Genomic DNA, 12842 nt, shown 5'->3' with positions numbered 1-12842 from the left:
CGGCGGCCGGGACGGGCTGCGGGGGAGCCGGCGGCGCTGCCGGCGGGGTCGCGCCGGTCGGCGGGACGGGCGCCGCGGGCGCGGCGCCGTTCGGCGGCGGGAAGGGGTTGTCCACGTGCTGCTCCGGAGTCGTGCGGGCGAGCGCCCGGACGGTCCGTGCCGCCGTGCGTGGCGGGATGCTCCCACACCGGGGGCCCCACCGTCGAGCACGCCCGTCGCGACCACGAGGACGACCGCGGCCACGAGTTCGACCCCGCCCACGAGAGCGACCGTGGTGCCGTGATCGGACGGACCACGGCACCACGGTCGCTCCCGGCAGGAGACCGGTTACGGCTGGTCGACCTCCGACCCGACGAGGAACTGCGAGTACGCCCCGATGGTGAGGAACGTCGGGAAGTCCTCGGCGAGCGCGACGGCGCGGAACACGTTCGCGGCGTCGTCGATCCGGTTGCCGGGCGTGCGCGGCAGGTCGTCGACGATCTCGGCGAGCAGCGCCTCGACGCGCTCGCGCGTGATGGGCACGCCGTTCTCGGTGCGCGTGCCCGAGGCGATCCACTGCCACACCTGCGACCGCGAGATCTCCGCGGTCGCGGCGTCCTCCATGAGGTGGTCGATCGCGGCGGCGCCGACGCCGCGCAGCCACGACTCGAGGTACCGCACGCCCACCGACACGTTGGACCGCAGGCCTGCGGCGGTCACGGTCGCGCCCGCGCGCCGCGCCGAGCCGATGTCGAGGAGCTCGTGCTGGCCCACGGTGACGTCGTCGCGCCGGCGCGAGACCTGGTGCGGGCGGTCGCCCAGCACGGCGTCGAACTCGCCGCGCGCGACCTCGATGAGGTCGGGGTGCGCGACCCACGTGCCGTCGAACCCGTCCGTCGCCTCGCGGCGCTTGTCGGCGCGCACCTGCTCGAACGCGCGCTCGGTGACGTCGGGCCGCCGCCGGTCGGGGATGAACGCGCTCATCCCGCCGATCGCGTGCGCGCCGCGCCGGTGGCACGTCGCGACGAGCAGCTCGGTGTACGCGCGCATGAACGGCGCGGTCATGGTCACCTGGGCGCGGTCGGGCAGCACGTAGGAGTCGCCGCGCGTGCGGAACGCCTTGATGACGGAGAACAGGTAGTCCCACCGCCCGGCGTTGAGCCCGGCGCAGTGGTCGCGCAGCTCGTAGAGGATCTCCTCCATCTCGAACGCCGCGGGCAGCGTCTCGATCAGCACGGTCGCGCGGATCGTGCCCTGCGGGAGGCCGAGGTAGTCCTGCGCGAGCACGAACACGTCGTTCCACAGCCGCGCCTCGCGGTAGCCCTCGAGCTTGGGCAGGTAGAAGTACGGCCCGCGGCCGCGCTCCACGAGCTCGCGGCCGTTGTGGAACAGGTACAGCCCGAAGTCCACGAGCGACGCCGACGCCGACACGCTGACCCCGGCGCGGTCGACGTACCGCATGTGCTTCTCGATGAGGTGCCACCCGCGCGGGCGGAACACGATCGTCGGGAGGTCGGTGAGCGTCGTCGAGCGCAGCCGGTACTCCTTGGGCTCGCCGCCCGGGACGTCGACGGTGTGCGTGAGCGTCCCGCGGATCGCGTCGTGCAGGGCGAGCTGGCCCTCGATCACGTTGCGCCACGTGGGGCTCGACGCGTCCTCGGCGTCCGCGAGCCACACCTTGGCCCCCGAGTTGAGGGCGTTGATCGTCATCTTCGGGTCGGTCGGGCCCGTGATCTCGACGCGGCGGTCGTCGAGGCCGGGCGCCCCGGTCGACCCGGCGACGCGCCACGTCGGGTCGTCGCGCACGGGGCGCGTGGACGCGCGGAAGTCGGGGTCGATGCCGTCGGCGACGTCCTGCCGGCGCTGCTGGCGGTCCATGAGCAGCTCGTGGCGGCGGGCGACGAACCGGTCGTGCAGCAGCGTCACGAAGTCGAGCGCCTCGGGCGTGAGGATCTCGCGGTAGCGCTCGCCGAGGGTGCCGGTGACGCGCAGGGTGCCCGACGGCGCGCGGCGGCCCGGGCTCCCGGGGCGCGGTTCGTCGTCGGGCGACGTCCCGGAGGGGTCCGAGGTCGGGGGAGAGGTGGTCGTGGTGAGGGCGGTCATGGCGTTCTCCGGAGGTCGTGTCGCGCGGCGGGGCTGCGGTGGCGGAGCGGGGGCAGCCCCGCCGCGCGGTGGGGATCAGTGGAACTGGGCGGTCTCGGTGGACCCGGCGAGCGCGAGGGTGGCGGCGTCGGGGTTGAGAGCCGTGGCGACCCGGTCGAAGTAGCCGGTGCCGACCTCCCGCTGGTGGCGGGTGGCGGTGTAGCCGTCGGCCTCGGAGGCGAACTCGGCCTCCTGCAGCTCGACGTAGGCGGACATCGCGCGCTCGTTGTAGCCGCGCGCGAGCTCGAACATGGAGTGCGAGACGGCGTGGAAGCCGGCCAGCGTGATGAACTGGAACGCGTAGCCCATCGCGGCGAGCTCCTTCTGGAAGCTCGCGATCTGGGCGTCGTCGAGGTGCTTCTTCCAGTTGAACGACGGCGAGCAGTTGTAGGCGAGCTTCTTGCCCGGGTGCTGCGCGTGGATCGTCTCGGCGAAGGTGCGCGCGAGCTCGAGGTCGGGCTCGCCCGTCTCGACCCAGATGAGGTCGGCGTACGGCGCGTAGGCCAGGCCGCGCGCGACCACGGCGTCGAGGCCGGGGCGCACCCGGTAGAAGCCCTCGGAGGTGCGCTCGCCCGTGAGGAACGGACGGTCGCGCTCGTCGACGTCGGACGTCAGCAGGTCCGCGGCGAGCGAGTCCGTGCGGGCGATGATCACGGACGGCACGCCCGCGACGTCGGCCGCGAGGCGCGCGGCGTTGAGCGTGCGGATGTGCTGGCTCGTGGGGACGAGCACCTTGCCGCCGAGGTGGCCGCACTTCTTCTCCGACGCGAGCTGGTCCTCCCAGTGCACGCCGGCCGCCCCCGCGGCGATCATCGACTGCATGAGCTCGTAGGCGTTGAGCGGGCCGCCGAACCCGGCCTCGGCGTCGGCGACGATCGGGGCGAGCCAGTCGCGCGAGGGTCGCCCGTCGCCGGAGCCCGCGGCTTCCGCCGTCTCGATCTGGTCGGCGCGCAGGAGCGCGTTGTTGATGCGGCGCACGACGGCCGGCACCGAGTTGGCGGGGTACAGGGACTGGTCGGGGTACGTCTGGCCGGAGAGGTTGGCGTCGGCCGCGACCTGCCACCCGGACAGGTAGATGGCCTTCAGGCCGGCGCGCACCTGCTGCACGGCCTGGTTGCCCGTGAACGCGCCGAGCGCGGCGACCCACTCCTCGGTGTGGATGAGCTCCCACAGCTTCTCGGCGCCGCGCCGGGCGAGGGTGTGCTCCTCGCGGACGGATCCGCGCAGCGCCACGACGTCCTCGGCGGTGTAGTCGCGCTGGAGGCCGGACCAGCGCGGGTCGCTCGCCCAACGGGCGGAGATCTCGGCGGCGGTCTCGGTCTGGTCGCCGGGGCGGCGCGGGGTGCCGGTGGTCGGACCCGCGACGCCCGACGTCGTCGCGACGGCGCCGAGCGGACGGGCGCCGCCCGCGTACTCGGACGGGGAGCGGCGGCTGACGATGGTGGGCCTGGTCACGGGTGCCTCCTGGTGGTGCGCCGACCCGCCGCGTGCGGGCCGGCCGGGCCGGTCGGTGGACCTCGGCGAGGTCCGTGCTTCGACCTTCCTCCCCGTGTGAAGCCCTTCTCAAGCGAGAACGAGCGAAAGAATCGACGATCTTCTGTTGTGCGGAAGGAGTGGCGCGTGTCACTCTGAGTCATGGCTATCCCGACGACGCGACCGGCCGGAATCACGGAACATGCTCAGATCCCGCTCGAGAGCGAGCCGGACGCGCTGACCATCGGCCGCCGGATCCGCCACCTGCGCACCGCACGCGGCATGACGCTCGACGAGCTCGGCGCGGCGATCGGCCGCGCGCCCTCGCAGGTCTCCCTGCTGGAGAACGGCAAGCGCGAGCCCAAGTTCGCCCAGCTCCAGGCCGTCGCACGAGCCCTCGGCGCGAGCCTCGACGACCTCCTCTCCCCGGTGCCGCCGTCACGCCGCGACGCGCTCGAGATCGAGCTCGAGCGCGTGCAGCGCGGGCCGCTCTTCGACGCGCTCGGGCTGCGGCCCGTGCGCGTCGGCAAGTCGCTGCCGACCGACGCGCTGGAGACGATCGTCGCGCTCGAGCGCGAGCTCCAGCGCCTGCACGCAGAGCGTGCCGCGACCCCGGAGGAGGCGCGGAGGGCGAACGCCGAGCTGCGCGCGACCATGCGCGCGCAGGACAACTACTTCCCCGAGCTCGAGGACGCCGCGGCCGAGCTGCTCGAGAGCGTGGGGCACACGGGCGGGCCGTTGCCGCAGCGCGTCGCGGCCGACATCGCGACCCACCTCGGGTTCACCATCCACTACGTGGGCGACCTGCCGCACTCGACGCGGTCGGTGCTCGACCTGCGGCACCACCGCGTGTACCTCCCGAGCGACGGGCTGCGCGGGCGCTCCAACGCGACGTCGGCCCTGCTCCAGGCCCTCGCGCCGCACGTGCTCGGGCACGCCGAGCCGCGCGACTACCGCGAGTTCCTGCGCCAGCGGGTCGAGGCGAACTACCTCGCGGCGGCGCTGCTCCTGCCGGAGCGGCACGCGGTGCGGACCCTGCGCGCCGCGAAGGACGCGCGCGAGATCTCGGTCGAGGACCTGCGCGACGCGTTCGCCGTGTCCTACGAGACGGCGGCGCACCGCTTCACCAACCTCGCGACGAGGCACCTCGGGATCCCGGTGCACTTCATGAAGGTCCACGAGTCCGGCGTCATCCACAAGGCGTACGAGAACGACGGCGTCCGGTTCCCCACGGACCCGCTCGGCGCGGTCGAGGGACAGTACGTGTGCCGCAGCTGGACGGCGCGCACGGTGTTCGCGGTCGAGGACCGGCTCAGCCCGTTCTCCCAGTACACCGACACCCCGAGCGGCACCTACTGGTGCACGTCCCGCGTCCAGCGGGCGGCGGAGGGGGAGTTCTCGGTGAGCGTCGGCGTGCCGTTCGCGCACGTCAAGTGGTTCCTCGGGCGCGACACGACGGAGCGGCTCGTGTCCCGCTGCCCCGACGACGCGTGCTGCCGCCGCCCGCCGGACGCGCTCGCGGACCGCTGGGCCGGCCAGGCGTGGCCCAGCGCGCGACCGCACGCGTCGATGCTCGCGGCGATGCCGACGGGAGCCTTCCCCGGTGTCGACCAGACGGAGGTCTTCTCGTTCCTCGAGGCGCACGCGCCGAGCGACGGCGCCTCGCCCGTGCGGGTGCGCCCGGGGCGGTGACGCTCACCTCTGCGCGAGGTGCTCCCGCGCCAGGGCGAGCAGCTCGTCGGACACCGGGTCGCCGGTCGTGGCCCGGGCGAGGGTCAGGCTCCCGACGAGGACCACGAGGTCCACGAGCGCGTGGGCGCGCGCGTCGGGCCCGCCGCCCTCGACCGCGGCGAGGCGGTCGACGGTCGCGCGCAGCCCGTCGGTGAAGGCCGCGCGCAGCTCCGGGCTCGTCGCGCGCGCGGCGTCCGTCGCGAGCGCGGCGTTGGCGCAGCCGGTCCCGGGCGCGTCGCGGTGCTCCGGGGAGAGGTACTCCGTGACGAGCCGGTCGCGCGCGGTGGGTCCGTCGGGGCTCTCCGCGGCCACCCGGTCGAGGCGGCCGAGGATGTCGCCGAACGCGTCGCGCGTCGCGGCCGCGACGAGGTCGTCCTTCGAGCGGAAGTGCTTGTAGAAGCCGCCGTGCGTGAGCCCGGCCGCCGACATCGCCTCCTGCACGCTCACGTTCGCGGCGCCCCGCTCGCGCAGCATCCGGGACGTCGCGTCCACGACCTCCTCGCGGTGTCGCGCCGCGTCCGCCTGGGACGACCTGCTCATCGCTGCCCCCTTCCGTCGTCAGCCAGCAGCGAACTTTAGATTACACCCATCAGATATCTTGCCCGAGCGGTCTCCCGTTGCGCACCGAGAACGCGATCTCGGACCTCGTGCTCGTCGACTCCGTCCCCGACGGGTTCACCGTCGCCGGCTTCGCGGCGGACGTGCGCGCTGCCGTCGCCCCCGCGGCCGCAGCGGCGCCGGTGCCGAGCGAACCCGACGAGCCCGACGGCACGGTGCGCTCATGACCACGACCGGTACCGTCTCGCGACGGGTCGGGTTCGCGGTGGCCGTCGTCGCCAGCACGTTGATGATGGCCGCCGCGAGCGCGCCGTCGCCGTTCTACCCGGACCTGCAGGCGAGGTTCGACGCCACGCCCGCGGCGATGACGGCCGTGTTCGCCATCTACGCGGTCGTGCTGCTGGGTGCGCTCCTCATGGCCGGCTCGCTGTCGGACCACGTGGGGCGCCGACCCGTCCTCAGTGCCGGGTTCGTGCTCCTCGCCGTGAGCGTCGTCGCCTTCGGGCACGCCGGGTCTGTCGCGGGACTCCTCGTGGCTCGCTCCCTGCAGGGGCTGGCGAGCGGGGTCCTGCTGTCAGCGCTCGCGGCGACGATCACCGAGCTCGAACCCGCGCACCGACGGGGCTCGGTTGCGGTGTGGAACTCCGTCGCGCCGCTCGTGGGCCTCGCGGTGGGTGCGACCGTGGGCGGCGCGGCGCTGACGGTCACGCCCACCCGCGCGATGGGCGAGGTGTTCGGGGCGCTGGGCGTCGCGTACGCCGTGCTCGCCGCCGCCGTGTGGGTCGCACCGGAGACGTCACCCCGTCACGAGGGGTGGCGGACGGCGCTGCGTCCTCACCTCGCCCTCCCGCGGTCGGGCGTGCGGACCTTCTGGGTCGGCGTCCCGGCGCTGCTGGCGGGCTGGGCGAACGGCGGGCTCTACCTGTCCCTCGGGGCGGGCATCGTCGCGTCCGAGTTCGGGGTCCGCTCGCACCTGTGGCAGGGCGGCGTCGTCGGTCTGCTGTCCGCGGGGGCGGCGGCCGCGGCGTTCCTCGTCCGTGGGCTCCCCGCCCGCACCGCCTCGATCGTCGGCATGACCGGGGTCGCAGCGGGCGCGGCGCTCGCGCTCGTGGCGATCGGCGGGGGCTCGCTGCCGGTCTACCTGCTCAGCGTCGTGGTCGCGGGCACCGGGTTCGGCGCGTCGTTCACGGGGGTCCTGCGCTCGGTCGCGTCCTCGGTCGGCGCGCACGAACGGGTCGGGGTCTTCGCGTCCGTGTACACGGTGAGCTACCTCTCGTTCGGCCTCCCCGCCGTCGCGGCGGGGCTCCTCGTGCCCGTGCTCTCGCTGGGCACGACGGCGTCCTGGTACGCCGGCGCCGTCGTCCTCCTCGCGCTGACCGCGGTCGTACTGCGCGTGCGCAGCGCGCTCTGACGCCGGGCCCGCTACGGCCCGTGCATCCGTCGGACGATCGCGGACGCCTCACGCACCGCGGGGCGGGCCGGACGTCGGCGCGTCGCGTCAGCCGGTGGAGCTCTGCCCGCTCGGGGCGCCCATCGCGTCCTTGAGACGCGCGGTGTCCGAGTCGGTCCAGCCGTCGGGGGCGTGCAGCGCCGCGAAGCCGTCGGCGTACTCGAGGTGGTACACGTGCCCGTGACCGGGCGGGATGTCCGACGCCGCGGCGACGAACAGGTGCTCGGGCTGCTCGTGTTCGGCGTGCTGCCCCTGCTCTCCATCCCGGCCGTCATCGCCACCGCAGCCGAGTTCGGCCTCGCGAGCGCCCTCGTGTCGACGACGCTGCCCGTCCTGCTCGTCACCGCACCACTGGCCGCATGGGTCTGGTACGGCACCCACCTCCCGCGCAGCCGGCGCGGCCAGCTCGGCTGGCTCGCTCTCGTCGTCCTGATCACGATGCTTCTGCTCGTCACGCCCGTCTTCTTCTGGACGATCCCCGCGATCACGGTCCTGTTCTCCGAAGGCCTGCGCGCTCTGATCAGGCACCCCGCCAAGCACCCGGCGCTCGCGGGCGCCGCGCGGCCTCCGTCCCGGGGTGCGTGATGAGCACGGTCACGCCCCGGCTGGTCGTCGACGCCGGCGCCGCCCCGACGCAGCCGCTGACGGCCGCTCCGCCGCGGCTCGGCGCGCCGCCAAGCGTCCGAGACACGACGACCTGCTCCCGGTACGCGATCGCGTGCCGGGCGTCCGCCCGCGTCCTCGAGCTCGAGGGCCACCCCGGCGAGGCCCGGCGCCTGCGCGAGCTCGCGGCGGCGCACGACCCCCACACCGACATCACCCCCGAAGGAGTGCCCGCATGACCACCACGACCGTCACCGCACCAGCCCTCGCCGTCGGCGAGCGCGTCCGGTTCGCCCGGCCGTCCGACGAGAGCACCTGGTGGTGGGACGTACGCGCCGCGGACACCCGCTTCACCGTCCTGACCAGGCAGCGCCCGTTCCGGGTCAAGGGCGAGCTGCTCTACACGATCATCGACCGTGAGCGCGGCGTGCGCGGCCCCTGCAACCTCATCGGGCAGGGCTGGGACATCGAGGAGCCCGGCGGGTGCGAGCGTCTCCTGGACGCCCTGCGGCGCGACGCCGACAACGCTCCAGGACTACGCGTGGAGGTCTCCCACCGCAACAACCTGCCCATCGAGCTCCTCGAGACGCACACGCCCGCGGGCCCCGCACGCACCATCACACCCAGCGGCCTGCCCGGCCCCGCGCTGCCGGCCTTGAACGCCGAGGAGTTCGCACCCCTCGGCACGTTCCGCGGCATCGACCTGCAGGAAGACCTCGACGACGCCGCCGTCTGGGCGCTCGGCCACCACGACCCCGCGCGCTTCGCGGCCGCGGTGACGGACTACGACGTCGACCTCACCCGCGACCCCCTGATCCAGCCGCTGCAGGTTGACGACGTCGAACACACCCACGCCGTCGTCCTGCACCGCATCGCCTCCCACGACCCCGGATGGGTCGTGACCTGGGCACCCCGACACCAGATCACCGGCACGACCCCCGGCGCGTTCCCCATCACGCTCATCCACCGGTGAGCGACCCGGACCCGCCACGAAGGAAGCGACTGACATGAGCCTCATCGAATCCCAGCCCGCGACCATCACCGCGCGGTGCACCTGCATCCACAGCGCCCAGGACGGCGACCGGCCCGGCACCAACTCCCAGCAGATCGGCGACGGCCAGTGGCAGTGCGGAGACCCGGCCACCCTGCTCGCCGTGTGGGAGTGCACGAGCTGCGTCCACCAGCACAGCGCCGTGCTCTGCGACGCCTGCGCGCGCACCCGCGTCGGTTTGCCCGGCGTGAGCGCCGAGCAGCGTTTCCGGCTCGCCGAGGTGAGCTCCTGATGGCGAACGGAGCCACGACCGACGTGGTCGTCATGGGCAAAAAGTCCTGCGTCCAGTGCGACGCGACCTACCGGGCCCTGGACAAGAAGGGCATCGAGTACTCCGTCGTCGACGTCACCCAGGACGCCGCGGCCCTCGAGCGCGTCCGCGAGCTCGGCTACCTGCAGGTGCCGGTCGTCGTCGCCGGCGACGACCACTGGTCGGGCTTCCGCCCCGACCGGATCAACGCGCTCAGCAACCAGGCGATATTCGTCCCTGGTGCAATCGCCGATCCCGGGGCACTAGCCCTCGGCACGAGCGATGAGGGAAGCCTGCTCTGTGGTGAATCGGGTCTAACTCTTGACCGACGACCCGCTATGGCTTGACGTGCCGTTGAGTGTGGTATGTACTTCAGCCACCGAGGGTGGGCAGGCGTACGACAGGACCAATCGGTTCCACCTTCGGGCCAAGCAACGACGCGTTGGTCGCACTCTTAAAGGGGGAGTCTTGAAGGCTGTCTATGTACGGCGGTTTGCTGTTCCCGCGGTCGTCGTAGGTCTCGCGATGGCGGGTGTTTCGACCGCAAGCGCGAGCACCGAGGATCCGGCGGGTAGCGAGATCATCGACCCGAACGAGCTGACCTGGGTCGGGACTGAGAATGCCGACGGTACAACGCGGACGTACGGCGACGTGGAGCGCCAAGCGGTCAACGACGCGTTCCGGGCGGAGCAGGAAGCGCTGATCGGGCAGGAGATCGGTTCGTCCGGGGCTGAGGTCGTCGAGCCTGACGAGCTGACCTGGGTCGGTTCGATCGAACCCGATGGCAGCATCCGCATGTACGACGACGCCGAGCGCCAAGCCGTCAACGACGCGTTCACGCAGGAGCAGGCAGAGCTGATCGAGGAAGAGTCGGCTGCGGCGCCCGGTCCAGGCATGATCTCGCCGTTCACGACCTCGGTGGCGTGCACAACCACTCGGTACAAGGTCGTCGCTCAGTACCCGTTCGAAGGTCCGGCGTGGCGTGGCTTCTGCTACACGGGTTATGGGACTCTCACTGTTTCGGCGATGCACTCCGCCGTCCTCGGTGTCTGCCCAGGGCCCCAGACCGGGCGGATCTACGCTCACTTTGGCGACGGCACGAGGGATTGGTCCACGTGGCGTGGACCCTTCCCGAACAACACCTCGAACTGCTTCAACTTTGCGAAGCAGACCAACGCCTACTCCAGGGTGGCGATCTGGCAGCCCGGTGCCCCTGCGCCGGTCTCTGTGAACCCGCTCGCGCCCATCGCGAAGTAGTTCACGCAAGGCCGAACTCAGCCACGGACTTCGACAAGGCGGGAGTGGGGCGCACCATCCGGTGTGCCCCACTCCCGCCTTGTTAGGTCCTGGGATACCGCTGATCTGTGGAAGGTTCACGGTTCACAGACGCGAAGCCTTGGAGCTCGGCGCGTGCCCGCGATGCTTGGTCGACGGCGATCAGCGAAGCGATGGTCGGGACGATGGCGCTCACGATGACGGAGGCGATGCCTTGGATGTCGTGGCCGGCGGCGATGAGCCAGGCGAGGATCGCGGTGATGGCCACGAGCGTGGCGCAGACGATGGCGATGGTGATGTGGGTGGTGCGCATGTGGACTGCTCCTGTCAGTCGAGGCCGAGGCTTGCCCAGGTGAGTGGGCCGACGATGCCGTCGGGGTCGAGGCCTGCGCGCCGCTGGTACTCGGTGACGACTGCGCGAGTTTTGGGGCCGAAGCTCCCGTCCACAGCGAGGTCGCGCGCGTAGGCGGGGTAGTGGGCCTTGAGGTGCTGTTGCAGGTCGCGCACATGCTGGCCCGTGCTGCCCTCGCGCAGGACCGGACGGCCGCTGCCGCCGGCCGCTGCCCCCGCGGTACCGAGGGTCAGGCCACGGTCGCGGTAGTAGGCCTGGGGGTCGGTGTGGGTGCTGCCGGTCCAGACCTCGAAGTGCAGGTGGGGCCCGGTCGCGGTCCCGGTCGATCCGACATCGCCAATGTGGGTGCCGGCGCCGACGCGGGCCCCTTCGGCGACGCGCCGGCGTGACAGGTGCAGGTAGTAGGTCGTGGGACCGGCGTCGCCGCGGATCCCGACCCAGTTCCCGCGCGATCCGTCGCGCCGGGACGCGGTGACCAGACCGGCGTGCGCGGCCTTGACGGGTGTGCCGCTCGGAGCGGCGATGTCGGTGCCGGTGTGTGGTGTGCGCTTGCCGGTGATCGGGTGCGTGCGCGGTCCGTAGCGCGAGCTGATGCGCCCAGCGACCGGGTTGACGAGCTGACTCATCGGGCCCCCTCCAATGTAGTGAAGCCGCAGGTCACCGGGTCGTGGCCTGCACGTGGGGAGGAGTGTGCACGGCGCCACCCACATGCTACGTTCGAACACACGTTCGAATCAGTCGTGTCAGTGGGCGCTGGCAGGGTCTGGTTCCACGTCCCGGCCGCAGCCGATCTGCGGGGGGCACCGGGTATGCGAGCAAGGGAACGGAGCAACACATGACTACTCAGATCGGACCGACGGCCATCGCGGCGGACGATCCGCCCGTCGACCAGCGCGTCCTGGATGTGCAGGAGTGGCTGAACGCCACGTACGGGCCGGCGGCAGGAGCGCAGTGGATCCGGGTGCCCGAGACGGGACGCACCGGCTGGTCGACGATGTACGGGCTCACGCGCGCGCTGCAGCACGAGCTCGGGATCGCGACCCTGTCGAACAACTTCGGGGATGGGACACTCGCCGCACTGACGACCCAGTTCCCGACGATCAACTCCTCCACGACGTCGAGCAACCCCGCAAAGCTCTCCCGCGTCGTGAAGATCATCCAGGGTGGCCTGTACTGCAAGGGGTACAACCCGAACGGGCTCGACGGCGGGTACGGTCCTGGCTGCACGAGCGCCGTCGCTTCACTGCGTTCGGACATGGGTCTGACTGCGGTTGGGACGATGATCCCGAAGGTGTTCAAGGGCCTACTGACCATGGACGCCTACGTACTGCTGCCTGGAGGCACCTCCGCTGCACGCGGCGTGCAGCAGTGGCTCAATGCGACCTACCTGTCACGCAAGAACTTCTTCGTCATGCCGTGCGACGGCCTGTACTCGCGCAACACCCAGAAGGCTCTCGTGTACGCCCTGCAGTACGAGATCGGGCTGACCGACGCCGAGGCCACTGGCACTTTCGGGCCGGGTACACGCGGTGGCATCAGCGAATCGGGACTCTTCGGCGTGGGGGCACAGGACTCGGGCGGCAGCCAGTGGGTGCGCCTGTTCCACGCGGCGCTCATCTTCAACAAGATCGCCGTCGCATTCGACTCTGTCTTCAGCTCTGCAGACTCCATGTCCGTCACGGCGTTTCAGAACTTCTGCAAGCTCGCCCCCACCGGGGCTGCGGACTACCAGACGTGGTGCTCGCTCTTGGTCTCCAACGGAGACCCCGAGCGCCCGGGAACTGCTTGCGACGGCATCACCGAGGTGACCGCCCCTCGAGCAGCGACACTCTGGAACTCGGGATACCGATACGTCGGTCGCTACCTGACGAACGCGCTGAACTCACAGCTCAACAAGAAGATCCAACCCGGCGAGCTCTCGACGATTTTCAGCGCGGGGCTGAGAGGTGTTCTCACCAGCATGATCGTCGGGTTCCTC

15 protein-coding genes and 1 pseudogene are annotated in these 12842 nt (G+C 71.9%); 10 read left to right on the top strand and 6 right to left on the bottom strand.

Going from position 1 to position 12842, the window contains the following annotated elements; all coding sequences use genetic code 11:
• Positions 1–327: 327 nt before the first annotated feature.
• Both aceB and aceA read right to left on the bottom strand, forming a co-directional pair.
• Positions 328–2082: a malate synthase A gene (gene aceB / locus GJV82_RS18235; protein WP_155100201.1), complete on the bottom strand. Its 1755-nt coding sequence runs from the start codon at positions 2080–2082 to the stop codon at positions 328–330.
• Positions 2083–2157: 75 nt separating this feature from the next.
• Positions 2158–3576 carry an isocitrate lyase gene (gene aceA, locus GJV82_RS18230; RefSeq protein ID WP_318657815.1) on the bottom strand — a complete coding sequence of 473 codons (1419 nt, stop codon included), beginning with the start codon at positions 3574–3576 and terminating at the stop codon, positions 2158–2160.
• 180 nt (positions 3577–3756) lie between these two features.
• Here aceA and GJV82_RS18225 point away from each other — a divergent pair, with 180 nt between their 5' ends.
• Entirely contained in the window at positions 3757–5286 is a 1530-nt protein-coding gene (locus tag GJV82_RS18225; protein ID WP_155100200.1) for a helix-turn-helix transcriptional regulator, read from the top strand.
• Positions 5287–5289: 3 nt separating this feature from the next.
• Here the strand turns inward: GJV82_RS18225 and GJV82_RS18220 are convergent, their stop codons facing one another.
• Entirely contained in the window at positions 5290–5865 is a 576-nt protein-coding gene (locus GJV82_RS18220; RefSeq protein WP_115942218.1) for a TetR/AcrR family transcriptional regulator, read from the bottom strand.
• 77 nt (positions 5866–5942) lie between these two features.
• Between GJV82_RS18220 and GJV82_RS18215 the strand changes: the two genes are divergently transcribed.
• A complete protein-coding gene (locus GJV82_RS18215) occupies positions 5943–6110 on the top strand; it encodes a hypothetical protein (RefSeq protein WP_155100199.1) in 168 nt (55 codons plus the stop codon).
• Positions 6107–7294, top strand: coding sequence for an MFS transporter (locus GJV82_RS18210; RefSeq protein WP_155100198.1), 1188 nt, complete (start codon positions 6107–6109; stop codon positions 7292–7294). The genes GJV82_RS18215 and GJV82_RS18210 overlap by 4 nt, the downstream gene beginning before the upstream one ends.
• 87 nt (positions 7295–7381) lie before the next feature.
• Here the strand turns inward: GJV82_RS18210 and GJV82_RS20335 are convergent, their stop codons facing one another.
• Complete coding sequence (locus GJV82_RS20335) at positions 7382–7507, bottom strand: hypothetical protein (protein WP_318657814.1); 126 nt, start codon at positions 7505–7507, stop codon at positions 7382–7384.
• Between GJV82_RS20335 and GJV82_RS20330 the strand changes: the two genes are divergently transcribed.
• The 6 genes and pseudogenes from GJV82_RS20330 to GJV82_RS18180 all read left to right on the top strand — a co-directional run bounded on the left by GJV82_RS20330 (position 7508) and on the right by GJV82_RS18180 (position 10494).
• Complete coding sequence (locus GJV82_RS20330) at positions 7508–7918, top strand: hypothetical protein (protein ID WP_225873483.1); 411 nt, start codon at positions 7508–7510, stop codon at positions 7916–7918. It begins immediately after the preceding gene.
• Entirely contained in the window at positions 7918–8175 is a 258-nt protein-coding gene (locus GJV82_RS18200) for a hypothetical protein (protein ID WP_155100197.1), read from the top strand. Before GJV82_RS20330 ends, GJV82_RS18200 begins: the two co-directional genes overlap by 1 nt.
• Complete coding sequence (locus GJV82_RS18195) at positions 8172–8909, top strand: hypothetical protein (protein WP_155100196.1); 738 nt, start codon at positions 8172–8174, stop codon at positions 8907–8909. The genes GJV82_RS18200 and GJV82_RS18195 overlap by 4 nt, the downstream gene beginning before the upstream one ends.
• A gap of 34 nt (positions 8910–8943) precedes the next feature.
• Positions 8944–9219 carry a hypothetical protein gene (locus GJV82_RS18190; RefSeq protein ID WP_155100195.1) on the top strand — a complete coding sequence of 92 codons (276 nt, stop codon included), beginning with the start codon at positions 8944–8946 and terminating at the stop codon, positions 9217–9219.
• Positions 9219–9455 (top strand): annotated as a pseudogene (gene nrdH, locus GJV82_RS20325) (glutaredoxin-like protein NrdH); the annotation flags it as partial. The gene GJV82_RS18190 and the pseudogene nrdH, both read left to right, overlap by 1 nt.
• A 103-nt stretch (positions 9456–9558) precedes the next feature.
• Positions 9559–10494 carry a hypothetical protein gene (locus GJV82_RS18180; protein WP_196217310.1) on the top strand — a complete coding sequence of 312 codons (936 nt, stop codon included), beginning with the start codon at positions 9559–9561 and terminating at the stop codon, positions 10492–10494.
• An 82-nt stretch (positions 10495–10576) separates the two neighbouring features.
• Here GJV82_RS18180 and GJV82_RS18175 read toward each other — a convergent pair whose 3' ends face one another.
• Both GJV82_RS18175 and GJV82_RS18170 read right to left on the bottom strand, forming a co-directional pair.
• Complete coding sequence (locus GJV82_RS18175) at positions 10577–10825, bottom strand: hypothetical protein (RefSeq protein WP_034652986.1); 249 nt, start codon at positions 10823–10825, stop codon at positions 10577–10579.
• Between the two features lie 14 nt (positions 10826–10839).
• Complete coding sequence (locus tag GJV82_RS18170) at positions 10840–11490, bottom strand: peptidoglycan DD-metalloendopeptidase family protein (protein WP_051876644.1); 651 nt, start codon at positions 11488–11490, stop codon at positions 10840–10842.
• Positions 11491–11699: 209 nt separating this feature from the next.
• Here GJV82_RS18170 and GJV82_RS18165 point away from each other — a divergent pair.
• On the top strand, positions 11700–12842 hold a 1143-nt coding region (locus GJV82_RS18165), incomplete at its 3' end, for a glycoside hydrolase domain-containing protein (protein ID WP_155100193.1).

This window comes from Cellulosimicrobium composti, assembly GCF_009711085.1.
GTDB classification, from domain to species: domain Bacteria; phylum Actinomycetota; class Actinomycetes; order Actinomycetales; family Cellulomonadaceae; genus Cellulosimicrobium; species Cellulosimicrobium composti.
Note: the sequence above shows the minus strand (reverse complement) of the source record. Positions and strands in the feature narration are given on the sequence as shown.